Source organism: Myceligenerans crystallogenes (assembly GCF_039529775.1).
Taxonomy (GTDB): Bacteria; Actinomycetota; Actinomycetes; order Actinomycetales; family Cellulomonadaceae; genus Myceligenerans; species Myceligenerans crystallogenes.
On record NZ_BAAANL010000001.1, the window covers coordinates 1,019,242 to 1,043,122 of the forward strand.

General features: G+C 72.4%; 19 protein-coding genes and 3 tRNA genes. 16 read left to right on the forward strand and 6 right to left on the reverse strand.

Annotated elements, in window-relative coordinates:
- The first annotated feature begins 53 nt into the window (after positions 1-53).
- Positions 54-1,796 carry an ATP-binding cassette domain-containing protein gene (locus tag ABD208_RS04165; RefSeq protein WP_344099784.1) on the forward strand — a complete coding sequence of 581 codons (1,743 nt, stop codon included), beginning with the start codon at positions 54-56 and terminating at the stop codon, positions 1,794-1,796.
- Positions 1,797-1,800: 4 nt separating this feature from the next.
- Here the strand turns inward: ABD208_RS04165 and ABD208_RS04170 are convergent.
- A tRNA-Leu gene (locus ABD208_RS04170) sits at positions 1,801-1,882 on the reverse strand.
- A gap of 23 nt (positions 1,883-1,905) precedes the next feature.
- A complete protein-coding gene (locus tag ABD208_RS04175; RefSeq protein ID WP_344099785.1) occupies positions 1,906-2,385 on the reverse strand; it encodes a peroxiredoxin in 480 nt (159 codons plus the stop codon).
- A 119-nt stretch (positions 2,386-2,504) separates the two neighbouring features.
- Here ABD208_RS04175 and ABD208_RS04180 point away from each other — a divergent pair, with 119 nt between their 5' ends.
- The 8 genes from ABD208_RS04180 (at position 2,505) to ABD208_RS04215 (ending at position 12,430) form a co-directional block, all read left to right on the forward strand.
- Positions 2,505-2,801 carry a GroES family chaperonin gene (locus ABD208_RS04180; protein WP_344100031.1) on the forward strand — a complete coding sequence of 99 codons (297 nt, stop codon included), beginning with the start codon at positions 2,505-2,507 and terminating at the stop codon, positions 2,799-2,801.
- A gap of 107 nt (positions 2,802-2,908) precedes the next feature.
- Positions 2,909-2,984: transfer RNA gene (locus ABD208_RS04185), tRNA-Lys, on the forward strand.
- 44 nt (positions 2,985-3,028) lie between these two features.
- A tRNA-Lys gene (locus tag ABD208_RS04190) sits at positions 3,029-3,101 on the forward strand.
- 159 nt (positions 3,102-3,260) lie between these two features.
- Entirely contained in the window at positions 3,261-3,830 is a 570-nt protein-coding gene (locus tag ABD208_RS04195) for an NUDIX hydrolase family protein (protein WP_344099786.1), read from the forward strand.
- 64 nt (positions 3,831-3,894) lie between these two features.
- Positions 3,895-5,160: an acyl-CoA dehydrogenase family protein gene (locus ABD208_RS04200; protein ID WP_344099788.1), complete on the forward strand. Its 1,266-nt coding sequence runs from the start codon at positions 3,895-3,897 to the stop codon at positions 5,158-5,160.
- A gap of 221 nt (positions 5,161-5,381) precedes the next feature.
- Positions 5,382-9,272 (forward strand): metallophosphoesterase, encoded by a 3,891-nt coding sequence (locus ABD208_RS04205; RefSeq protein ID WP_344099790.1) that lies wholly within the window; start codon positions 5,382-5,384, stop codon positions 9,270-9,272.
- A gap of 144 nt (positions 9,273-9,416) precedes the next feature.
- On the forward strand, positions 9,417-10,151 hold the full coding sequence (gene trmB / locus ABD208_RS04210) for a tRNA (guanosine(46)-N7)-methyltransferase TrmB (RefSeq protein ID WP_344099792.1): 735 nt from the start codon (positions 9,417-9,419) through the stop codon (positions 10,149-10,151).
- 116 nt (positions 10,152-10,267) lie between these two features.
- Positions 10,268-12,430: an acyltransferase family protein gene (locus ABD208_RS04215; protein ID WP_344099794.1), complete on the forward strand. Its 2,163-nt coding sequence runs from the start codon at positions 10,268-10,270 to the stop codon at positions 12,428-12,430.
- Between the two features lie 102 nt (positions 12,431-12,532).
- On the opposite strand, the gene ABD208_RS04220 is transcribed toward ABD208_RS04215, so the two are convergent.
- The gene (locus tag ABD208_RS04220; RefSeq protein ID WP_344099796.1) at positions 12,533-13,129 is read right to left on the reverse strand and encodes a VanZ family protein; all 597 of its coding nucleotides are present in this window, start codon (positions 13,127-13,129) and stop codon (positions 12,533-12,535) included.
- A gap of 260 nt (positions 13,130-13,389) precedes the next feature.
- Here ABD208_RS04220 and ABD208_RS04225 point away from each other — a divergent pair, with 260 nt between their 5' ends.
- Together ABD208_RS04225 and ABD208_RS04230 are read left to right on the forward strand one after the other, a co-directional pair.
- Positions 13,390-13,734, forward strand: a complete 345-nt coding sequence (locus tag ABD208_RS04225) for a DUF485 domain-containing protein (RefSeq protein ID WP_344099798.1) — start codon at positions 13,390-13,392, stop codon at positions 13,732-13,734.
- 11 nt (positions 13,735-13,745) lie between these two features.
- The gene (locus ABD208_RS04230) at positions 13,746-15,371 is read left to right on the forward strand and encodes a solute symporter family protein (RefSeq protein WP_344100033.1); all 1,626 of its coding nucleotides are present in this window, start codon (positions 13,746-13,748) and stop codon (positions 15,369-15,371) included.
- Between the two features lie 191 nt (positions 15,372-15,562).
- On the opposite strand, the gene ABD208_RS04235 is transcribed toward ABD208_RS04230, so the two are convergent.
- On the reverse strand, positions 15,563-16,417 hold the full coding sequence (locus ABD208_RS04235) for an alpha/beta hydrolase (RefSeq protein ID WP_344099800.1): 855 nt from the start codon (positions 16,415-16,417) through the stop codon (positions 15,563-15,565).
- 29 nt (positions 16,418-16,446) lie between these two features.
- Here ABD208_RS04235 and ABD208_RS04240 point away from each other — a divergent pair, with 29 nt between their 5' ends.
- Entirely contained in the window at positions 16,447-16,953 is a 507-nt protein-coding gene (locus tag ABD208_RS04240; protein WP_344099803.1) for a MarR family winged helix-turn-helix transcriptional regulator, read from the forward strand.
- Positions 16,954-16,993: 40 nt separating this feature from the next.
- Here ABD208_RS04240 and ABD208_RS04245 read toward each other — a convergent pair whose 3' ends face one another.
- Positions 16,994-17,440, reverse strand: coding sequence for a GNAT family N-acetyltransferase (locus ABD208_RS04245; protein ID WP_344100035.1), 447 nt, complete (start codon positions 17,438-17,440; stop codon positions 16,994-16,996).
- A gap of 115 nt (positions 17,441-17,555) precedes the next feature.
- Between ABD208_RS04245 and ABD208_RS04250 the strand changes: the two genes are divergently transcribed.
- From ABD208_RS04250 to ABD208_RS04265, 4 genes are all read left to right on the forward strand, one after another.
- Entirely contained in the window at positions 17,556-17,924 is a 369-nt protein-coding gene (locus ABD208_RS04250; protein WP_344099806.1) for a hypothetical protein, read from the forward strand.
- Positions 17,924-18,571 (forward strand): nucleotidyl transferase AbiEii/AbiGii toxin family protein, encoded by a 648-nt coding sequence (locus ABD208_RS04255; protein ID WP_344099808.1) that lies wholly within the window; start codon positions 17,924-17,926, stop codon positions 18,569-18,571. Before ABD208_RS04250 ends, ABD208_RS04255 begins: the two co-directional genes overlap by 1 nt.
- A gap of 60 nt (positions 18,572-18,631) precedes the next feature.
- Positions 18,632-19,729, forward strand: a complete 1,098-nt coding sequence (locus tag ABD208_RS04260) for a GNAT family N-acetyltransferase (RefSeq protein WP_344099811.1) — start codon at positions 18,632-18,634, stop codon at positions 19,727-19,729.
- A 118-nt stretch (positions 19,730-19,847) separates the two neighbouring features.
- Positions 19,848-22,253 carry a Tex family protein gene (locus ABD208_RS04265; RefSeq protein WP_344099813.1) on the forward strand — a complete coding sequence of 802 codons (2,406 nt, stop codon included), beginning with the start codon at positions 19,848-19,850 and terminating at the stop codon, positions 22,251-22,253.
- 162 nt (positions 22,254-22,415) lie between these two features.
- Here the strand turns inward: ABD208_RS04265 and ABD208_RS04270 are convergent, their stop codons facing one another.
- Entirely contained in the window at positions 22,416-23,870 is a 1,455-nt protein-coding gene (locus tag ABD208_RS04270; protein ID WP_344099815.1) for an MFS transporter, read from the reverse strand.
- Between the last annotated feature and the right edge of the window lie 11 nt (positions 23,871-23,881).

The window sequence follows — 23,881 nt, forward strand, 5'->3', positions numbered from 1 at the left end:
CCCTCACGGGCCCGTTCCCCGGGCGCGGGCCCGTACCGCATAGGGTTTCACTCATGCATCTCGTGGCCGACGACCTCGCCTTCTCGTACCCCGGGCGCGACGTCCTGCGCGGGGTGAGCGTCAGCGTGAACGACGGCACGCGGCTCGGCGTCGTCGGCGAGAACGGGTCCGGGAAGTCCACGTTCCTGCACCTGCTCGCCGGCCGTATCGACCCGTCCGGCGGAGAGGTGCGCCGCGACGGTGTCGTCGGCCTCGTCGAGCAGGAGCTGCACCCCGCGCCCGGGCAGACCGTCGGCGACCTCGTCGCCGCCACCCTCGACGGACTGCGCGCCGCCACGGCCGAGCTCGAGGCCGCAGCCGCGGCCTTCGACCACGACACCGGCGACCTCGCCGAGCTGCAGCGCACGCTCGGCCGCGCCGAGCACCTCGCCGCCTGGGACGCCGACCGGCGCGTCGACGTCGCCCTCACCCGCCTCGGCGCCCCCCGCGATCCCGGCCGGCGTCTCGACGAGCTCAGCGTGGGCGAGCGCTTCCGCGTCCGGCTGGCGTGCCGGATCGCCGAACGCGCCGACATCCTGCTCCTCGACGAGCCCACCAACCACCTCGACGCCGCCGCGATCGAGTTCCTCACCGGCGAGCTCGTCGCCTGGCGCGGGGGCGTCGTCGTCGTCACGCACGACCGCGAGCTGCTCGACGACGCCGCCACCGCCATCCTCGACCTCGACCCGTCCTGGGACGGCAGGCCCGTGCTCTACGGCCAGCCCGGCTACCTCGCCTACCGGTTCGCCAAGAACCAGGCGCTCCACCGCTGGCGGCAGCGCTACCGCGCCGAGCGCAAGCGGGCCGCGGCGCTCGCCGCGGTCCTGGACAAGTCCTACGAGGGCCTGTCGGACGAGTGGCGCCCGCCCAAGGGGTCGCAGACCCACCGGCGCGCCACGCGCGCCCGCATCCACGTCAAGGCCGCCGACCGGCTCATCCAGAAGCTGGGGGCCGAGGCGATCGAGGTCCCGGTCCCGCCGCCCGTCCTCACGTTCCCGGACCTGCCCGCGATGTCCCCGGGCTGGGACCCCGCGGACCCCCTCGTGGAGGTCCGCAGCCCGCGCGTGGAGGTGCGGCCCGCCGCCATGACGTCCGACGACGACGGCGCCACCCGCGACCTGGGCGCGCACGGCGCCGCTGCCCAGGGCGACCGGGACGACGACGTCGGGGTCCGCTGGAAAAGTATGCCAAGCGTCCTGTTGGATCTGCCAGGCACTCGGATCGCGATCCCGCCGTCCGGCCGATTGCTCGTCACGGGCCCGAACGGGACCGGGAAATCGACGCTGCTGCGGGCGCTGGCCGGGGAACGGCCCCTGGGCCGCGGCACCCGGACGATGGCCGACGGCGTGCGGGTCGGCGTCGTCGGGCAGGAGAGCCTGGCCCTGACTCCCGACGCCGCGCGGCGGACCGGCTTCGAGACCGCGGCCGACGAGGCGCTGGCCCTGCTCGCCGCCGGCGAGCTGGACCCGGAGTACGTGGTCCCGGTGGCGTCCCTGGGCCTGCTCTCCGAGGAGGACCTCGACCGCCCGCTCGGCGAGCTGTCGGTCGGCCAGCGCCGCCGCTTCGAGCTGGCCCGCGCCCTGGTGCACGTCCCGCACCTGCTCCTGCTGGACGAGCCGACCAACCACCTGTCCATCGACCTGGTCGACGAGCTCACCCGGGCCCTGATCACCACCCCGGCCGCCGTCGTCGTGGCGACCCACGACCGCCGCATGCGCGAGGAGCTCTCCGACTGGCCGGAGCTCGAGCTGACCTGACCCGTGCGCGAGGTGGGACTCGAACCCACACGTCCGAAGACACCAGGACCTAAACCTGGCGCGGCTGCCAATTACGCCACTCGCGCGCGGGCCGAGTCTATGGGATCGCTCAGTCCAGTCCCAGGAGTTTCCGGACGCGGGCCACGTGGCCCGTCGCGCGCACGTTGTACAGGGCCTGGGAGACCGTGCCGTCCGGCGCGACGACGACCGTGGAGCGGATCACCCCGGTGTACGTGCGCCCGTAGTTCTGCTTCTCGCCCCAGGCGCCGTAGGCCTCCAGGGTGGCGTGGTCCTCGTCGGCGGCGAGCGGGAACGTGAGCGACTCCTCGCCCGCGAACCTGTCGAGCTTGGCGACGGGGTCCGGCGAGACGCCGACGACGGCGTAGCCCGCGGCCTGCAGCGAGGCCAGGGAGTCGCGGAAATCGCACGCCTCCTTGGTGCAGCCGGGTGTGGACGCGGCCGGGTAGAAGTAGACGATCACGCCCTTCTCGGCGCCCTCCCGCAGCTCCGCCAGGGAGACGGAACCGCCGCCGGCGGCCGGGAGCGCGAAGTCAGGAGCCTTGTCACCGATCTCAAGCCGTTGAGTCATGCGACAACGCTAACCCGCGCGCTGCTCATGCCGACGGGTCGCGTAGCGTTGGGCCCGTGAGTACCGCTGTGACGAATCCCGGGGGCGCGCAGGCGTCGTCGGGCGACCTTCCCATCCGCATGCTGCACGACCGGCTCCTGGTCGAGCCCGAGGCCGACAGCTCCGAGCGGCAGTCCGGGGCCGGCCTCGTCATCCCGGCGACCGCCGCCGGGCCGAAGCGGCTCGCCTGGGCGGTCGTCGTCGCGGCAGGCGAGCACGTGCGGCAGGTCGCCGTCGGCGATCGGGTGCTGTTCGACCCCGAGGACCGCGCCGAGGTCGAGTTCGGCGGCACGGACTACGTGCTGCTCCGCGAACGCGACGTGCACGGCGTGCACACGGTGGGCGACGGCGAGAGGTCGGCGGGCCTGTACCTGTAGGCCCTCGTCGCTCCCCGGCTCGGGCGGCCTGCGCCGCTGTCACGCAGGTCACGTCAATTCCGGTTGTGAGCACCGGCCCCGCGCCTGCTAGTGTTTCTCTTCGTTGCGCGTCATTAGCTCAATGGGTAGAGCAGCTGACTCTTAATCAGCGGGTTCGGGGTTCGAGTCCCTGATGACGCACCATCACGACGTTCGTCGTGACCCAGGAGCAGGTAGACTGCTCCCGCGCGCCATTAGCTCAATGGGTAGAGCAGCTGACTCTTAATCAGCGGGTTCGGGGTTCGAGTCCCTGATGGCGCACGAGACGGATGGGCGGAGTGTGCTTGGCGAGGCCAAGCCCGCTCCGCCTCGTCATTTCCCGTGGGGCGCAGCCCCAACCCGCCCGGGGACGAGCCCCGGCCGTCGTGTGAGATCGCACTGTTACCGGATTCGGGGCCCCGATGCTGGTAGAAAAGGCTCGTGACCGACACCGCGGATTACCCCGAGGACGACTTCTACGACGACACCACCCAGGTCTCCGGGTGGCTGACGGAGGAGGACCTGGCGGTCGTCCGGGCCCAGCTCCCGCTCGTCTACGTCGACGCCGTGCCGGTGCGGGTCGACGACTCCGGTGACGTGATCTCGGTGGGCCTGCTGCTGCGGGTCGACACCCAGGGCGCGATCACGCGGGCGCTCGTCTCGGGCCGGGTGATGTACCACGAGCGCGTCCGGGACGCCCTGCTGCGGCACATCGAGAAGGACCTCGGCCCCGTGGCGCTGCCGCAGGTGCCGCCGTCCCCGCAGCCGTTCACCGTCGCGGAGTACTTCCCGACCCCCGGGATCACCGCCTACCACGACCCGCGCCAGCACGCGATCTCCCTGGCGTACGTCGTCCCGGTCACCGGCGACTGCCGCCCCCAGCAGAACGCGCTCGACCTCGCCTGGCTGACCCCGGAGGAGGCCTGCGCCGACGCCGTCCAGGCCGAGATGATGAACGGCCAGGGCATGCTCATCAAGCAGGCCATGGCCCACGTCGGCCGCCTGCCCTGAGCCGAGCCGGCGGCCGGTCCCGGCCGCCTCGACGCCGGGATTGCTCTGGCATACAGTCCGGGACATGACCGACGTCGTTCGTCCCGCCGCAACCGCGTCGCCCGCCGACCTGCTGGACCTCGAGTCCGAGTTCAGTGTGTCCGAGCTGGAGGTTCGCGACCGGGTGCGTGAGTTCGCCGACCGGCGCATCCGGCCCCGCATCGCGCGGTGGTTCGCCGACGCCGTCTTCCCGCGGGAGATCGTCCCGGAGCTTGCCGAGCTCGGTGTGCTGGGGATGCACCTGGACGGCTACGGCTGCGCCGGTGCGTCCGCCGTCGAGTACGGGCTCGCCTGCCAGGAGATCGAGGCGGCGGACTCCGGGATCCGCACGTTCGTGTCCGTCCAGGGTTCGCTCGCGATGTCCGCGATCCACAAGCACGGCTCCGAGGCGCAGAAGGAGCAGTGGCTCCCGCGCCTCGCGCGCGGTGAGGCGATCGGCTGCTTCGGCCTCACCGAACCGGGCGCCGGCTCCGACCCGGCGGGCATGACCACCCGCGCCCGCCGCGACGGCGGCGAGTGGGTCCTCGACGGCGCCAAGCGGTGGATCGGTCTCGCGTCGATCGCCGACGTCGCGGTCATCTGGGCCAAGGTGTCCGACGACGACGCCGCGGCCTCCCAGGGAGCACGGAGCCGGGCGGGGGCGTCGTCGTCCGGGGTGAGCACGACGGGCTGTGAGCGCGTCCGCGGCTTCCTCGTGCCGACGTCGTCGGCGGGCTTCACGGCGACGCCCATCGAACCCAAGCTGTCCATGCGGGCCTCGATCCAGTGCGACGTCACGCTCGACGGCGTGCGCCTGCCCGACGACGCGATCCTGCCCGAGAACCCCGGCCTGGCCGGGCCGTTCGCGTGCCTCGACGAGGCGCGGTACGGCATCGTCTGGGGTGCGATGGGTGCCGCGCGGGACGCCTTCGAGGCGGCGCTGGGCTACGCGGGCGAGCGCGAGCAGTTCGGCCGCCCGATCGCGGCGAACCAGCTCGTCCAGGAGAAGCTCGCGAACATGGCGCTCGACATCAGCAAGGGCCAGCTGATCGCGCTGCGCCTCGGCCGTCTCAAGGACGCCGGGAAGCTCCGGGCCCACATGATCTCCGCGGGCAAGCTCGACAACGCCCGCACCGCGCTCGACGTCTGCCGCACCGCCCGCACCATCCTGGGCGGCAACGGCATCACCCTGGACCACTCCCCGCTCCGCCATGCCCTCAACCTGGAGACGGTCCGCACCTACGAGGGCACCGACGAGGTCCACACCCTCGTCCTGGGCCGCCACCTCACCGGCCTCCAGGCCTTCCGCTGAACGGGTCGCGGCCATGACCCGCCGCACCTGAGCCCTGCTCGCCGCGAAGGATCCCGGCCGCGACCCGGAGGCACGGCGGGCCCAAGGTTCTCGCAGGCTTTGGTCCCTGATCGCCTCGCGTTCATCGCCTGGGTGCAGCGTGTGGCCGAGTCACAGGCTAGTGCTAGCGGAGGGACGTGGGGATGCGGGCGATCAGGCGATCACGCAGGAGAGGGCTGCAGGTGGCGGCCGCCGCCACGGCGGCCGCGGTGCTGTTCGGAGGGTGGGTGACGACGACGTCGGCCTCCGCGGTGACCGGCGCCGCGTCGTCGGGGACGACGTCGTCGGCCGAGGATCCTCTGACGGCGGGGAAGGACCGCCCGGGGAAGCCCGGTACCTCCAAGGGGAGCGGGCCGATCCTGACGCCGGGGCGCGGGGCCTATCTCGAGGGGACCGTCACCGTCGCGGCGACGCCGACGGCGCCCGGCGCGAGCGTCGCGAGCCTGCGGGTGGACGGGGCGGAGATCCCCGGCGCGACCGCGACGCACGGGACGTCGGCGCTGCGGTTCGAGGTGGGCAGCAACTCCGCGGACGCGACGTTCGGGAACTGGTTCGAGATCAACGGGCACCGGATCGACCAGCCTGAGACGTGGGCGAGCGAGCGGGCCACGCTGGAGGTGCCGAACCAGTACCTGACCAGCGGCGAGAACGTCGTCGTGGTCCACGTGGGGCCCAAGGAGAACACCTCCTGCGGCACGAACTACGACGACTTCGCGTTCTCGGACTTCACGCTGGAGCTGCTCGGCGAGACGGCCGACGGCGAGGAGAACGAGTACGGCTACGACTTCGGCGACGGCAACTGCGGTTCCAGCAAGAAGCTGCTCACGGCCGAGCTGAGCTTCTTCGTGCAGCACGACCCGCAGGCCACCACGGGCCTCACCGCGGAGCTCGACACCACCACCCTGAGCAACGGCGAGCACGAGCTCGCGGGAGTCACCGTCGCCGGGGCGGACACCGAGCACGACATCGTCGTGAACAACGCCCCGGCGGGCGCGCCGCGGCTCACGCCGGCGGACGGCGTGCTGGTCAACGGCGTGCAGCCGGTCGTCGCGGCGACGGCGGCGGGCGGCGACGGCGGCGTCGCGACGCTGACGGTCGACGGCGACGCGCCGCCCGCGACGGCGACCCTGGGCGGGCAGGCCGCGGTGCTGTCGTTCGACGTCGGCTCCAACTCGATCGACGACGCCTTCCACAACTTCCTGCGCGTGAACGGGCACCGGGTCGAGCTCGGCGGCGACTGGGCGAGCCGGCGCGTGGACGTCACGCTGCCGGGCGGCATCCTGGTGCCGGGCGAGAACACGATCGAGGTCGTCACCGGGGACTACCCGTCCGACTGCGGCGCGAACCGCGACGACTTCACGATCTCCGGCCTCAGGCTGACGTTCGACGGCGCGGCCGTACCGGGCGACGCGGCGGCGAGCTACGCGATGGGCGACGGCTCCTGCGGCTCGAACGAGTCGCTGCTGCGGGAGGCCGCGACCACGTGGACGATCGACGCCCCGGCGGTCACCGCCGCGGACTCGCTCGGCGCGGGCGACGCGACCCTCGCGTTCGGCATCGGCTCGAACTCGATGGAGGCGCGGTACGCGTCCTACCTGACGATCAACGGGAACCGGCTGGAGCTCACCGAGCGTGACTACGTCTCGGAGCGCGTCGAGATCACCGTGCCGAACCAGTGGCTGCTGGCGGGGTGGAACCGCGTGGACCTGGTCGCCGGGACGCTGTACGGCACGTCGTGCGGGGACAACCGCGACGACTACACGCTGTCCGCCCCCGAGCTGCGCCCCGCCGAGGGCACGGCCCGCCACGTGAGCCTGCGCGCCGCCCACAACCTCGGTGACGGGAACTGCGGGTCCAGCGTCAGCCCCGAGGTCGAGGTGGACTGGGTCTTCCACGTCGACGCCCCGGCCCGCGGGCTGCTCGCGCAGGTCCGTACCGACCGGCTGCGCGACGGCGAGCACGCGCTGGCCGCGACCTCCGTCGCCGGGCGGACCGCGACCCGCACCTTCTTCACCGACAACGCCGGCCCGGCGGTCACGTCGAGCACCCCGGCGGCCGGCGAGCGGATCACCTCGGCCGTGTCGCTCGCGGTGGAGCTGGAGGACGCGTCCGGCGTCGCCGACGGACCGCACGTCACGCTCGACGGGGACGAGATCGCCGTCGGCGATCTCGTCGGGCCCGGCCTCGCGGCGGGCGAGCACACGCTGCGGGTCACCGCGCGCGACGGGCTCGGCAACGAGACCGAGCGGGCGATCACCTTCACGAGCGCCGGGATCCCGGACGCGCCCGCGGAGCTCACGCCGGCGTCCGGGAGCCGGGGCGTCGAGGCGCCCGTCACGTTGTCGGCGCGCGTCGGCGAGCCCGACGGCGGGGACGTGACGACCACCTTCACCCGCGCCGAGGCGGTCACCCCGGGCCGTGCCTGGCAGGGCGAGGCCGCCGCGGTGCCCACCACGCTGCAGGTCCCGGGGGAGAGCGCGATCGGCGACACCGGTGCCTTCGCGCCGGGTGACGAGCGGATCGTGGCGTCGCCGTCGTCCCGCGACGTGACCTACCAGCGGTTCGACGTGCCGGCCCGGACCGGCGGGCCCGCGCCCGTGCTGCGCTGGGAGGGCGCCGTGGACCCGGCGCGCCTCGTCACGCTGCACGCCTGGAACCTGCGGACCCATGCTTGGGACGAGCTGGCGGCGCGCCGCGGGGCCGCCGGGGGCGACACCGCGCTCGAGGCCGTCGTCGGCCCGGAGCACGACGACGCGGGGACCGTGCACGCCATGGTCACGGGCACGGACCCGTTCGCCGACGACATCGACCCGGGCGACCCGGACCGCTTCGCGGACCCGTCCGGCTACGACTTCTCGATGGTCCACTACACGGACACGCAGTACCTGAGCGAGGGGGCGGTCGAGCACGACGACGCCGCCGAGCGGGAGGTCTGGGCGCGCGGCTACACGAGCGTCATGGACTGGGTGACCCGGAACGCCGCGGACCGGAAGATCGCGTACGTCGCGCACACCGGCGACATCATCGAGAACAACATCCGGCCGTTCGGCCCGGAGCTCGAGGCGCAGGTGAGGGGCGAGTTCGAGTTCGCGTCCGGTGCCCAGGGCCGGATCGACGCTGCCGGCATCCCGAACGGCGTCGTCGCCGGGAACCACGACAACCAGTCGGGGCAGGACCCGACGCTCTACGACGAGCACTTCGGGCCCGGCCGCTACGAGGCCGCGGCCCGGAACTGGGAGAACGCCTCCTACGGCGGGACGATGACGCCGGGCTCGAACGAGAACCACTACGACCTGTTCACGGCCGGCGGCCTCGACTTCGTGGTGGTGGGGCTGAGCTACGGCGTGACGCGCGCCGAGGCGGAGTGGGCGGCGTCGGTCCTCCAGCGGTACCCGGACCGCAACGGCATCCTGCTCACGCACGACTACATCGAGCCGTCCGCCTCGCCCGACGGGCGCGGGGCCGCGTTCGGCGGGTCGGACGGGCCGCTGCTGTACAACCTGCTGGTGCGGGACAACCCGAACCTGTTCCTCGTGCTGGCCGGGCACCGGCACGGCGTCGGGACGAACGTGCGGCCGCCGGTCGCGGACGAGATCGGGCACGGCGTCGTCGAGCTCCTCGCCGACTACCAGTTCTACACGGTGCGGGCGGACCGGCTCGGGCTGCAGGCGTTCCACGACCCGGCGACGCGGCTGCGGTTCGGGGCGTCGTTCTTCCGGATGCTGCAGTTCGACGTCGACCGCGGCGAGCTGCACGTGGACACGTACTCGCCGCTGCTGGACGAGTTCGGCGCGACCGAGTACGACGAGGACCGGCGGTTCAACGGCCTGGAGGACAACATGGTGCTCCCCGTCGACCTGACGAGCCGGGCCACCAGCTTCGCGACGGAGTCGCTGGTCGTGTACGACGGCCGCGAGGAGATCGGGCGGGTGGTGACGGCCTCCGGCGAGGTCGCGCGGGCGGAGTGGACCGGGCTGCAGCCGGGCCGCACGTACGCGTGGTTCGTCACGGCGGAGACCACCGGCGGCGGCCGCTCGACTGCGTCCCCGTCCTGGTTCCGCACGGCAGGCTGACGGCTGGGGGTGATGGTCGGTCCGTTGTCAGTGCAGTCGGCCGCTCGGGCGGCCGATCGCACCGGCAACGGACCGACCACATAGGATCTTCCGGTGAGTCAGCCTTCCTCGTCCTTCGAGCCGCCCCGTTTTCGGTTGTCGCCCGTGAGCTTCTCCTCCCGGTCGGGGCGGTTGACCGACGCGCAGCAGCGGGCGTGGGACACCCGGAGGGACGCCTATCTGGTGGAGGTGCCGCGGGGTGTCGGGCGGATGTCGCTCGACACCTCCTGGCGGTTCGACGCCGAGCGGGTGTACGGGCGGGTGGCGCCGCTGGTGCTCGAGATCGGATCGGGGCAGGGGGACGCGATCGTCGCGGCCGCGGGCCGTGACCCGCAGCGGGACTACCTGGCCGTCGAGGTGTACAAGCCGGGGGTGGCGCAGGTGATGGTCCGCGCGGATCGCGCGGCGGCCGAGGCCGCGGCCGGCCGCGGGGCGGTGGACGACGACGTCGCCGGCCTCCCGAATCTGAGGGTGGTCCAGGTCAACGCGGCGGAACTGCTCGAGACGGCGGTTCCGGCCGGGTCGCTCGACGAGCTGTGGACGTTCTTCCCGGACCCGTGGCACAAGTCGCGGCACAAGAAGCGGCGGCTGGTCACCCCGAAGTTCGCCGCCACCGCGGCGCGGGCGCTGCGGCCGGGCGGTACGTGGCGGCTCGCGACGGACTGGGCCGACTACGCCGGGCAGATGTTCGACGTGCTGGACGCCGAGCCCGCGCTGGCCGGCGCGCACGGCCCGCGCACGGCGGCCCCGCGGTTCGAGGGCCGGATCGTCACCGGTTTCGAGCGCAAGGCGCACCGGGCGGGGCGGGAGATCACCGACCTGACCTACACGCGTGTGTAGCGATCCGGCGGGGGCCGTGCGCGGATCGTGTCGGCCGGGCCGCGACCGGATCCCGGACCGCGCGTTCTCCTGATAGTTTTCCGACACCTTTGGTAGGAAACGACGAGAGAAACGCCATGGCCCTCGACATCGCCTCACGGCCCCCCGCGGCGCCCGGAACGGTCCGCACCGACCGCTCGCGCGGCCGCATCGAAGAGATCCACGGCCTGCGCGGGATCGCGCTCGCCCTGGTCGCGGCCTTCCATCTGTTCGGCAACGGGCGGGTGTCGGGCGGCGTGGACGTCTTCCTGGTGCTCTCCGGCTTCCTGGCGACGCGCTCGCACCTGGGACGCGTGACGCGCGGCGACCTCCGCCTCGTCGAGTACTACGGGCGCACGTTCCTGCGGCTCGTGCTCCCCGCGCTCGTGGTGCTCGCGGCCTGCTGGGTGCTGACGCTCCTCGTGGCGCCGGAGATGTCCTGGCACCAGACGGGCCGCGAGATCATCGCCTCGGCGCTGTACTACCTCAACTGGGAGATGATCTCCGGCCAGCTCGCGTACGGCGCCGCGGGGCCGGAGGCGAGCCCGCTGCAGCACTTCTGGTCGCTGTCGGTGCAGGGGCAGTTCTTCCTGGCCTGGCCGCTGGTCATCCTCGCGTTCGGTGCCCTCGCGGGCCGGGCCGGGAGCCGCGCGACCCGGGTGCTCGCCGCCGCCGTCGTCGGCCTCGCGACCGTGGCGTCCTTCGCGTTCGCCGTGCAGCTGTCGCGCGCCAACCAGCCCGAGGCCTACTTCCACACCGGGGCCCGGTTCTGGGAGCTGGGCGCCGGCGCCCTGCTCGCGATCGTGCTGCCGCGGGTGCGGATGCCCGCTCCGGTCGCGGGGTTCCTCGCCGCCGCCGGCCTGGCGCTGGTCGTGTCCTGCGGGTTCGTGATCGACGGCGGGGCGGTGTTCCCCGGCCCGCTCGCGCTGTGGCCCGTGGCCGGGGCCCTGCTCGTGGTGCTCGGCTCCGTGAGCGAGCGGCCCACGCTGGTGCGCCGGGCGCTGAACCTGCGGCCGGTGACGTTCGTCGCGGACATCTCCTACGGGCTGTACCTGTGGCACTGGGTCCTGCTCGTCGCGTTCCTGCAGTGGCGGCAGCACGAGACGATCTCCGTCCCGGACGCCGCCCTGCTGCTCGGAGTGGCGGGGGTGCTGGCGTGGGCCACGCACAAGGCGCTCGACCCGCTGCACGCCGCCGCCGTGCGCCGGTCCCGCGCCACGCCGCTGATCGCGGCCGTGGCGGCCGTCGGGCTGGTCGCCGGCGGTTCGTACGCCGGGCTGCAGGCCGTGGACCGCGCCCAGGCGGCCGAGCAGGCGCGGATCGACGAGCTCGTCTCCGGCGGCGAGCACCCCTGCCTCGGCGCGGCCGTGCTGGACCCCGCCAAGCGGCCCTGCGAGGCCCCCGAGCTGGAGGGCGTGATGGTCCCGGCGGTCGCCACGCTGGACACCGACCAGCACAGCGTCGAGGGCTGCTGGTCCAACAAGGAACGCCCCGTCGAGCTGCGGATCTGCACCGTCGGCCCGGCCACCGGGTACGACAGGCATCTGTTCGCCGTCGGCGACTCCCACAACCACGCCCTGGCCGGCGCCTACCAGTGGATCGCGGAACGCTACAACTGGCGCATCGACGTCGCCGGGCGCGCCGGGTGCCACTGGAACTCGCGCTCGCGCCTGGCCGCCGGGACCGAGCTGGCCGGGCTCTGCGACCAGTGGAACCAGCAGGTGACCGAGCACCTCAGGGCCATCCCGGAACTCGACGCGATCATCGCGACGCATTCCGCGCGGACGTCGGTGCAGAACGCACCCGGTGAGGGCGACGACCGGATCGTGGCGCTCGCGAACGGGCTCGCCGAGCAGTGGGCGCTGCGCCCCTCGGGCGCCACGCGGATCATCGCGCTCAAGGACGTGCCGGTCTTCGAGTACAGCGCCACCAGGTACTGGAGCGAGGTGGTGCCGTGCGTCACGGAGGCGGGGCCCGGCAAGGCCGCGGCGGCCTGCAGCAGGCCGCGGGCCGACGTCGTCGCCGGCGACGGGCTGCGTGAGGCCGCCCGGCGGGACCCGAACGCCGTGTTCGTGGACGCCACGGACCTGTACTGCGGGCCCGAGACGTGCTCGCCGGTCATCGGGCACGCGATCGTGTACCGCGACGGGTTCCACCTCACCGGGGTTTATGCCCGGAGCGTCGCTCCCTACCTGGGCGAGCTCTTCGCCGACGCGCTGTCCGGGGAGCCCGGCAGGGTGGTGGAGCACCGCTGGGGCTGACGGCGGACCGGCGGCCGGGCCCGGCGCCGGGCCCGGCGGCCGGACCCGACCGGGCAGTCCTGCCTGGCCCGCCCGGCGGCGGACGGCCGTGAGCCCGGGCCGTCAGCTCGCCTCGCGGGCGGTGGCGAGGCGGCGGTCGCGGGCCTTGAGGGCGGCGTCGGTCATCGCGTAGATCGCGCACGCGCCGAGGGCCTGGACCAGGACGTCGTCGAACGACACCACCCGTCCGCGCCCGAGGAGCAGCTGCAGCAGCTCGTCCGCGACGGCGACGGCCGCCGCCGCGCCGAGCACCCGCAGGCCGGTCGAGAGCCACCGCCAGCGCAGCGGCGCGACGGCGCCGAACGGCGCGAGCAGCAGGAAGTTCACCGCGACGAGCATGACCTGCGGCGGCACCTGCGTCAGCCCGTGCTGCGGGATCCACTCCGTGAACCAGGCGGTCAGGGTGGGGCCGACGTCGGCGAGCGGGACGAGGCTCAGCTCCCCGCGGTTGACCTCGCGCGTCGCGAGCGTGAGCCAGACGTAGACGGCCGCGTGCGCCGCCAGGAGGACGTCGAGGATCCAGCCGGACTCGGCGGCGCGGTCGTCCTCGGGTCCGGCGGCGCCGGACGTGGCGCCGGACCGCAGGCTCGAGTGATGGATGACGGCGATCGCGGTGGCGGCCAGCGTGATCATGAAGGCGATGGGGGCGAGGCCGGGCATCTGCGCTCCTGGGGAAGTACTGAAACGGGGGATGACCAGCGTATCCAGGCGGGGTGCGCGACCGTGGTGGCGACGCTCCGAAGTTGTCCCCGGGCCCTTGGAGATAGTCCCAGTCGTGACCTGAGCATTGCCGTTGGCCCCGACCTGCCGGGACAGGTGTTTGCCAGAAGCATGTGAGGTGCGGCACATTGGGCCACGGTGCGAAGGGCGCACCGGGTGGCGGGCCGACGGCGCGCGCCGCATGGGCCAATGGAGGCGTCATGAGTGAGACACAGGCCGGCAGTTCGCCGGTCGAAACCGATTACCAACGTGTCGAGAGATCAGAGGAGTTCCAGAGCCTGCGCCGGGCGTTCCGGAACTTCGTCTTTCCCATGACGGCGCTCTTCCTGGTCTGGTACTTCCTCTACGCGGTGATGAGCGTCTACGCGACCGACTTCATGGGCACGCGCCTCGGCGGTTCGAACATCACGGTGGGCCTGGTCTTCGGCCTCCTGCAGTTCGTGTCCACGTTCGTGATCACCACGCTCTACGCGCGGTGGGCCAACGACAGGTTCGACGCGCGGGCCACGGCCCTGCGTGAGGAGATCGAGGAGGGCGAGCTGTGAACGGCGTCGTCATGGCTGCCGAGGCCACCAACGTCGGCAACACCTGGATCAACATCGGCATCTTCGCCGCGTTCGTCGTCGTCACGCTCGTCGTCGTGTTCCGCGTGTCCGGGCAGAACAAGTCGGCGGCGGACTTCTACGCCGGCGGCCGCAGCTTCACCGGGACCCAGAACGGCACCGCGATCGCGGGCGACTACCTGTCGGCCGCGAGCTTCCTGGGGATCGCGGGCGCCATCGCCCTGCAGGGCTACGACGGCTTCCTGTACTCGATCGGGTTCCTGGTCGCCTGGCTCGTCGCGCTGCTGCTCGTGGCCGAGCTGCTGCGGAACACCGGCAAGTTCACGATGGCCGACGTGCTCTCGTTCCGGCTGCAGCAGCGGCCGGTGCGGCTGGCGGCGGCCCTCTCCACGCTCGCCGTGGTGTTCTTCTACCTGCTGGCCCAGATGGCCGGCGCGGGCGGCCTGGTCGCCCTGCTGCTCGGCGTGACGGACCTCGCGGGGCAGGGCGTCGTGATCGCCGTCGTGGGCGCGCTGATGATCCTGTACGTGCTGGTGGGCGGCATGAAGGGCACCACCTGGGTGCAGATCATCAAGGCCACCCTGCTGATCGTGGGCGCCGGCGTCATGACGGTGTGGGTGCTGGTGCTGCACGGTTTCGACCTGTCGGGCCTGATGCAGGCCGCGGTCGACAAGGCCGGCACGGACGCGATCCTGGAGCCGGGGGTCAAGTACGGCGTCTCCGACGTCACCAAGATCGACTTCCTGTCCCTGGCGCTGGCCCTGGTGCTCGGCACCGCGGGCCTGCCGCACGTGCTCACGCGCTTCTACACGGTGCCGTCCGCCAAGGACGCCCGGAAGTCCGTGGTCGTGGCGATCTGGCTGATCGGCCTGTTCTACCTGTTCACGCTGGTGCTGGGCTACGGCGCGGGCGCGCTCGTGGGCCCCGAGGTCATCAAGGCCGCGCCGGGCGGAGCCAACTCGGCCGCGCCGCTGCTGGCGTTCGCCCTGGGCGGCGAGATCCTGCTCGGCGTCATCGCGGCGGTCGCCTTCGCGACCATCCTCGCGGTGGTGGCCGGCCTGACGATCACGGCGGCGACGAGCTTCGCGCACGACATCTACGCGTCGATCATCAAGAAGGGCGAGGTCTCCCCGGACGGCGAGGTCAAGGTGGCCCGCTGGACGGTCGTCGTCATCGGTGCGGTCGCGATCGTGGGCGGCATCTTCGCCAACGGCCAGAACATCGCGTTCCTCGTGGCGCTGGCGTTCTGCATCGCGGCGGCGGCGAACCTGCCGACGATCATCTACTCGCTGTTCTGGAAGCGGTTCAACACGTCGGGCGCGCTGTGGAGCATGTACGGCGGCCTGATCTCGACGGTCGTGCTGATCATCTTCTCGCCGGTGGTGTCCGGCAAGGTCGACCCGGTCACCGGGGCGAGCCTGTCGATGATCAAGGACACGTCGGTCGACTTCCACTGGTTCCCGCTCGACAACCCGGGCATCGTGACGATCCCGCTCGCGTTCGTGCTCGGCGTCGTCGGCACGTACCTGAGCAAGGAGCAGTCGCACCCGGAGAAGTACGCGGAGATGGAGGTCCGCTCCCTGACGGGCGCGGGCGCCGAGAAGGCGACCTCGCACTGACCCGGGCCCCTGGCCCGGATCGATCGCAGGATCCCTGAGGACGAGTGGCCGCGATGCGTCGCAGCCGGCGGGTGCCGGCTGCGACGCATCGCGGCCGCTGTCGTGAGGTCAGCGCCTGGGGGCGACCTGCTCGTGGTCGATCGGGCCGTGGGCCCGGCCGGCGACGGGCTCCCGGACCGGGCGGTCCCGCGTCACCCCTGAGGCACGACGACGCCGAGCCGCCGGGCCAGGAAGCTCGCGGCGGCGTCCATGGCCCGGGCCGCGGCCGGCTCCGTGGTGTGGTTGTGCTGGAACACGTGCGCGCTGCCCGGGTACGTCTCGAGGACGACCTCGACGTCCGCGGCGGCCGCGCGGGCGGCGAGGCCCGTCGTGTCGTCGAGCAGCACCTCGTGCGAGCCGGCCTGGAGCAGGAGCGGCGGCAGGCCGCGCAGGTCCGCGAGCAGGGGGCTCGCGAGCGGGTCGGCGGGGTCGGCGGCGTCGGGCAGGTACAGCCCGGCGTACCCCGCGATGTCGGCGGCGTCGAAGAGCGGGTCGACGCTCTCCTTGGCGGTCAGGCTGGCACCCGACAGCGTGAGGTCGAACCAGCCGGAGAACGCGACGATCGCGGCCGGCAGCGGCAGGCCCGCGGCACGGGCCGCCAGCGTCGTCGCCAGGGCAAGGCCCGCGCCCGCGGAGTCGCCCGCGAGGACGACACGGGCGGGATCGACGTCGCCGATCAGAGCGCGGTACGCGGCCAGCGCGTCGTCGACCGCCGCGGGGAACGGGTGCTCCGGGGCGAGGCGGTAGCCGAGCGAGAGCGCCCGCAGGCCCGCCCGGTCGGCGAGCGCCGCCGCGAGCGGTGCGCCCGTGTGCGCGCTGCCGATCGCGTAGCCGCCGCCGTGCAGGTAGAGCAGGGTGCCCGCGGCGTCGCCGGCTCGTGGTGGGGTGATCGCGAGCGCGGGGACGCCGCCCAGCGCGGTCTCGGTCACGCGGGTGCCGCCGGGGAGTGGCAACCGGCCGAAGGACGCGTAGAACGTGCGGAGTTCGGTGAGGGACTGCTGGTCCATGGTTCTCCTCGTGCGGCAGGATAGCTTCCATGGAAACTAAACAAGATTCCGAGGAATCTATTCCGCCCGGCGGGCCGGACCTCGTGCGGCTGCTCGACGACCTCGTGCGGGTCGAGGTCCGGCTCTACACCCTCCTCGACGCCCGGCTGCGGGCCGCGACCGGCCACGGGATCGGCCGCCTCGACGCGCTCCGCACCATCGCGGAGGTCCCGGGCTGCCGGGTGTCCGACGTCGTGCGCCGCCTCGGCATCACCGTTGGCGCGGCGAGCAAGGGGGTCGACCGGCAGGTGCGGGACGGCTTCGTGCGCCGGATACCCGACCCCGAGGACGGCCGCTCCTCGTTCCTCGCGCTGACGCCCGAGGGGCGCCAGGTCCTGGACGACCTGCTGCCGGCCGCCGCCCGCGAGGTCGGCGCGGTCGTCCGCGCCACGGGTCTGCCCGACGACGACGTCGCCCACCTCTCGCGAATCCTCCCGGTTCTCCGGGCCGCCCTGGAATCCGGCCCCACCGCCTCCGCGACCCGGCCCTCACCCTGACAGGCGTGGCATACAGGCCGCGGCGTCGGCTGGGGCGGCGTCAGGAGAGCGACAGGGTCATGAAAATGCTGTGGGGGTCCTCGACGTAGTCGGCGAACGGCCCGCATTCGGTGAACCCATGGCGTTCGTACAGGCGGCGTGCGGGTGCAAAGAACTCCTGGGATCCGGTCTCCAGGTTCAGGCGCTGGTATCCGCGGGTCCGGGCTTCCCGGAGGATCTCCGCCAGCACGGCGGCGGCGACGCCCTGCCCGCGGGCTGTCGCCGCGGTCCGCATCGACTTGATCTCCCCGGACTCCCGGTCGAGTTCCTTCATGGCCCCGCACCCGAGCAGGGTCCTGCCTTCCCGCGCGGTCCAGAACGTGACCGACGGCGCGAGCAAGGCCGCGAGGTCCAGGGCATGCACGCTCTCGGCCGGCGACGTCGCGAACATGTCCGCGAGATGCTCGTCGAGCAGCCGCACGACGTCGGCCCGGTCCGGGGAATCCATCGACACGATCACCGCCGCAGGATACCTAGTTACCAGGTGCCTGGTGCCGGTCTGGTGCGTGGCGATACGCTGGATCCGGTTGGCGAACGGACGTACACCGGAAGGAGGGTGACCGATGGCCGCTGAGGACGTGCATGCTCGCGGGCGGGTCGCCCGAGGATCCCGGTACGCGGAACGCATCGCGTATCACACACCGCGATCTCTCGATGCCTTGCACGGTCCGACCCAGGGTGTGGTGCGTGTGGGGCCACCGATCAGTACTGCTCCCGATCCTGTGTACGACCTCTCGGACGAGGCCATGCGATGGCATCTCTACAGTGCGGTCGTTCGTGACGGCACCGGGCAGGAACAGGAACAGCTGCTTGATCGCGCGACGCTCATCGCGTTGTGGCGCGAGCTCAATCTCCCGGTCGCATGCAGGGCGCTGTGGGAGCGAGAGTTCCCCGAGTTGTCGCACGATGCAAGCTCGTCCAAAATCATCTAGTGCTTCACTTTCACGAGCGTCTGACCCGAATTGGGCTGGAGGCGCTTGAGGCGTACGGATTCGTGCTCGCCGGCGGCTATGCGCTGTCTGCCAACGGTATGGGCGACCGGCCCTCGATGGACGTTGATCTCTTCACCGACCAGGGCGACCCAGAGCGTTTCGCAGAGGCCGTGCTTGCTCTGCGAGAGGCCCTGAGCGAGTCCGGTCTCGAGGTCAGCGACAACCGGATCGGCGCAACATTCGCGGACCTCAAGGTTGTCGATCCGCAAGACTGGCAGCAGAGTGACATTCAGCTCGGGTGGGACTGGCGGGAGTTCCCACCCCGTCGCATCGCGATCGGTCCGGTGCTCGACCCGCGGGATGCTGTGGCCAACAAGATGGGAGCGCTGTGGTCACGCGGCGAGGCGCGCGACTTCGTGGACATCGACACCGTGCTCGGTTCAGGTCGGTTCACGAAGGCGGACCTCCTCATGATGGGCGACACCATTGAAGCGACGCCCCTCGACCGTGCCTTGCTGGCTGATCGATTCCGCATGATTGCCCGGCATCCGGCGGCCGTCTTCGGGCAGTACGAGGTCGATCCCGTCCGGCGTGATGCGATGATCGGTCGTTTCACTGCGTGGGCGGACGAGATCGACCCGCGGTAGGTGTCGCGGGGGCGCGGAAAATCCCTGGCCGGGTCGGCGGGCGCGGCGCATCCTGTGAGGATGCGCATCGTCGAGGCCCCGCACCCCGTGTCCGTCGACCATCCTGACTCCTGGGCCTACCGGGGGATCGCGGAGGTCGAGCGCGGGTTCGCGGTCGAGACGTGGGGTGCGGCCGATACCGCGAGGAGCGTCGTCGACCTCCACGTGCAGATGTCGAACCAGCGGTACGCCGACTTCTGTCGCCTCGTGGCGGTGGAGGACGACGGCGCGCGGCCGCGCGTCGTCGGGCACGGATTCCTGTTCCTGCCGACGTCGTCGAACACTCACCTCGCGCAGTTCGAGATCCAGGTGGCACGCGGGTACGAGGACGACGCCGACGCCGTCGGGCGGGCGCTTGCCGAGGCGCTGCTCGCGCGGGCTCGCGCCGCCGGGCGCGACACGGTGCTGTACTCGGTCGACTTCGGCGACGAGGATCCCGCGACGGCCGAGTGGGTGACGGCGTCGTCCGGGAAGGGGCGGGTCGCGGCAGGGCTGCCGGGGATCCGGCGGGCGCTGTCGCTCGGGTTCGAGTGCGCGATCGTGGAGCGCAAGTCACTGCTGGAGCTGCCGTTCGCCCCGGGCGCGCTGGAGGCGTTCGAGGCGGAGGGCCGGGCGGTGGCCGGTGAGACGTATCGCCTGCACACCTGGCGTGACCGGATCCCCGACGAGTGGATCGACGCCTACGCGGCCCTGGAGACGGCGCTCGCGGCCGACGAGCCGCGCGGCGACCAGGACGTCGAGGACGACCCGTGGGACGCGGAGCGCGTGCGGAACGCTCACGAGCAGCTTGCCGCGCGCGGCAAGGGGTATCTGATCACGGCGGCCGAACACGTGCCGACGGGTGAGCTCGTGGCGATGACGATGCTGGCGTTCCGGGCGGAGGCGGCCGGCGAGTACGCCGAGCAGAACACCACCGTGGTGCTCCGCGCCCACCGCGGGCACCGGCTCGGCCTGCTCGTCAAGGCGGTCAACGCCCAGGCGCTCGTCGTCGCGCGGCCCGGCGTGAAGCGCGTCTGGACCTGGAACAACGAGGAGAACCCCTACATGCTGGCCATCAACGTGGCCATGGGGTTCCGCCCGGCCGGCGGCTGCGCCGAGATGCAGCTGAAGCTCGCCTGACAGGTGACTCGTTCCCCGGCCCTCGCCCTGCGCGGCGTGCTTCGTGGATGTCGGTGTCTCCTGGCATGATCTGATCCGGTCCCGAGGCGGGGCCGTGGAGACGACGAGGTAGGGGACAGTGCAGAGCATCAACGCACGCATCGCCGAGGAGCTGGGCGTCCGGGAGAACCAGGTCGCCGCGGCCGTCGGCCTGCTGGACGGCGGGGCGACGGTCCCGTTCATCGCCCGGTACCGCAAGGAGGTGACGGGCACGCTCGACGACGCGCAGCTGCGCACGCTCGAGGAGCGGCTGCGTTACCTGCGGGAGCTGGAGGAGCGCCGGGCGGCGATCCTGCAGTCCATCGACGAGCAGGGCAAGCTCACCGACGAGCTGCGCGCGCAGATCCTCACCGCCGACACCAAGTCGCGCCTCGAGGACATCTACCTCCCGTACAAGCCGAAGCGCCGCACCAAGGCCCAGATCGCGCGCGAGGCGGGCCTGGAGCCGCTGGCCGACGCGCTGATCGGGGACGCGACGCTCGACCCGGAGCGGCAGGCGGTGTCGTACGTCGACGCCGAGCAGGGCGTGGCGGACGTCAAGGCCGCCCTCGACGGCGCGCGCGCCATCCTCGTGGAGCGCATGGGGGAGGACGCCGACCTCATCGGTACGCTGCGGACGCGCCTCTGGGCCCGCGGGCGTATGGTCTCGAGGCTGCGCGACGGCGCCGCCGAGAAGGGCGCCAAGTTCTCCGACTACTTCGACTACTCCGAGGAGCTGTCCAGCCTCCCGTCGCACCGCATCCTGGCGATGTTCCGCGGCGAGAAGGAGGAGGCGCTCGATCTGGTGATCGATCCGGAGCCCGACGCCGAGCCCGGCGTGCCGACGTCGTACGAGGCGGCCATCGCCGACCGCTTCGGGATCCGGCAGGAGGGGCGCGCCGGCGACCGCTGGCTCGGCGACACCGTCCGGTGGGCCTGGCGCACCAAGATCCTCGTGCACCTCGGGATCGACGCCCGGCTGCGGCTGCGCACCGAGGCCGAGGACGGCGCCGTGCAGATCTTCGCCGACAACCTGCGGGACCTCCTGCTCGCCGCACCCGCCGGGACCCGGGCCACGATGGGGCTCGACCCCGGCCTGCGCACCGGCGTGAAGGTCGCGGTCGTGGACGCGACCGGCAAGGTCGTCGCGACCGACACGATCTACCCGCACGCGCCCGCCAACCGGTGGGACGAGTCGCTGGCGAAGCTCGGGGCGCTCGCGGCGCGGCACCAGGTCGACCTGGTGGCGATCGGCAACGGCACCGCCTCGCGCGAGACGGAGCGGCTGGCCGCGGATCTCATGAAGAAGGCGCCGCAGCTCGGGCTGACGAAGGTGGTGGTGAGCGAGGCGGGCGCATCCGTGTACTCGGCGTCCGCCTACGCCTCGGCCGAGCTGCCGGAGCTCGACGTGTCGCTGCGCGGCGCCGTGTCCATCGCCCGGCGGCTGCAGGACCCGCTGGCCGAGCTGGTCAAGATCGACCCGAAGTCGATCGGCGTCGGCCAGTACCAGCACGACATCACCGAGACGAAGCTGTCGCGGTCGCTCGACGCGGTGGTCGAGGACTGCGTGAACGGCGTCGGCGTGGACCTGAACACCGCGTCGGTGCCGCTGCTGAGCCGGGTCTCCGGGATCACGAGGACGCTGGCCGAGGCGATCGTCGCGCACCGGGACGCACGAGGGCCGTTCGCGTCGCGGGCCGGGCTGAAGGACGTCGCCCGGCTCGGGCCCAAGGCGTTCGAGCAGTGCGCGGGCTTCCTGCGGATCCGCGGCGGCGCCGAGGCGCTGGACGCCTCGTCGGTGCACCCGGAGGCGTACCCGCTCGCCCGCAAGATCGTGACCGCGGCGGGCGTGGACGTGACCGGCGTCGTCGGGAACGCGGGGGCGCTCAAGGGCGTGAAGCCGACCGACTTCGTCGACGAGACGTTCGGCCTGCCCACCGTGACCGACATCTTCGCCGAGCTGGTCAAGCCCGGTCGTGACCCGCGGCCGGAGTTCACGACGGCGACGTTCACCGACGGCGTGGAGAAGCTGACGGACCTGGTGCCGGGCATGATCCTGGAGGGTCAGGTCACCAACGTCGCCGCCTTCGGCGCGTTCGTGGACGTGGGTGTGCACCAGGACGGACTCGTCCACGTCTCGGCGATGAGCGACCGGTTCGTGGAGAACCCGCGCGACGTCGTGAAGTCGGGTGACGTGGTCAAGGTCAAGGTGCTGGAGGTCGACGCCGCCCGCAAGCGCATCTCCCTCACGCTGCGCCTGAACGACGAGCTCCCGGGTGCGGGCGGCTCCGCCGGTTCCGACGACGACGCCGCCGCGCGCGGGGCGGTCCGGGGGCGTCCCGGCAGCGAGGGCCGGGGCGGACGTGGCGGGGACCGTGGCGGACAGGGCGGCGGTCAGCGCGGCAGACAGGGCGGCCGAGGAAACGGTGGCGGCGGCGGCCGGGGCGGCCAGCCCGCGGCCGACACGGCCCTGGCGGACGCCCTGCGCCGGGCCGGCCTCGCCTGACCCCGGCCGCACCGACACCCGGGCGCACGACGCCCGGACGCACGAACACGTGAACGCGAACACGTGAACGCGAACACGTCGGAGGGGCCACCGTCAGGACGACGGTGGCCCCTCCGACGCGTGTCCGGCGGGTCTACCCGGTGCGCGGAGCGCGGGCCGGGGTCAGCTCGCGGGGGAGAGGGCCGGCTTCGGGCGGCCGACGAGGGCCGTGGCGCTGGCGGCCAGGCCGATGACGGCTACCGCCGTGACCAGGTACAGGCCCGGCCGGTACTGGGCGATCGAGGTGGCGACGCCACCGGAGATCAGGCCCGTGACGATCGCGAGGACGACCGCCCCGCCGATCTGGCCGGAGGTCTGGACCAGGCCCGAGGCCAGGCCCTGCTCGTCGTCGGAGATGCCCTCGGTGGCCTGGACCATGACCGCCGAGAACCCGATCGCGAACCCGAGCCCGAGCAGCAGGAAGGCCGGCAGGTAGTCGGTGACGTAGTTCGGCTCGGGCGAGCCGCCCCGCACGATGAACCACGTGTAGCCGAGCACGAACGCGGCCATGGAGGTGATGATCATCGACGTCGTGCCGAAGCGGTCGATGAACCGGCCCGCGAGCGGCGACAGGATCGCGACGATGACGCCGGCCGGGGCCAGCGCGAGGGCCATCTCGATCGGGGCCCACTGCAGCGTGTTCTGCAGGTACAGCGTGACGATGGTCTGGAACGAGACGTACGAGCCGAAGATCGCCAGGGCGGCCAGGTTGGCGCGCACGATGGACCGGACCTTGAAGATGCTCAGGCGCACCAGCGGGTGACGCACGCGGTTCTCCAGCACGAAGAACGCGCCCAGGAGCAGGACGGCGGCCACGGTGGTCGTGGTGACCAGCGGGGTGAAGCCGGTCTCGGGGACGGTCACGATCGTGTAGACCGCCGCGAGCATCCCGCCCGTGAGGGTGGCGGCCCCGGCGAGGTCGACGGTGCCCGCCTCGCGCTGGGTGGTCCTCGGGACCACGATGAACGCGGCGATGATCAGGGCGATCACGACGGCGACGGGCGCGAAGAACGTCAGCCGCCAGTCGATGCTGGTCAGCGCGCCGGACGCGACCAGGCCGGAGGCGTAGCCGGTGGCGCCGAAGACGGTGAAGATCGACAGGGCCCGGTTGCGGTCGTGGCCCTCCTTGAAGGTCGTGGTGATGATCGAGAGCGCGGCCGGCGCCGTGAACGCGGCGGCGACGCCCTTGACGATGCGGGACGCGATCAGCAGCGCCTCGTTGTCCACGAGCCCGCCCACGAGCGAGGCGGCGCCGAAGACGACGAGCGCGGTGAGGAACACCTGGCGCCGCCCGAGCAGGTCCGCCAGGCGGCCGCCCAGCAGCAGCAGCCCGCCGTAGCCGAGGATGTAACCGTTGACGATCCATTGGAGCGAGGCCGTCCCGAGACCGAGCTCGGCGCCGATCGACGGGAGCGCGACGCCGACCATCGACACGTCGAGGGCGTCGAGGAACATCGCGAGGCCTGCCACGACGAGCACGGCCCAGAGCCGCGGGCTCCATGTCCGCGGGGCGTGCGGGGCGAGATCGCGGGCGTCGGTGGCCGGGGTGGCCGGTGGTTCCGTTGCGGTGAGAGCCATGGCGCCAACAT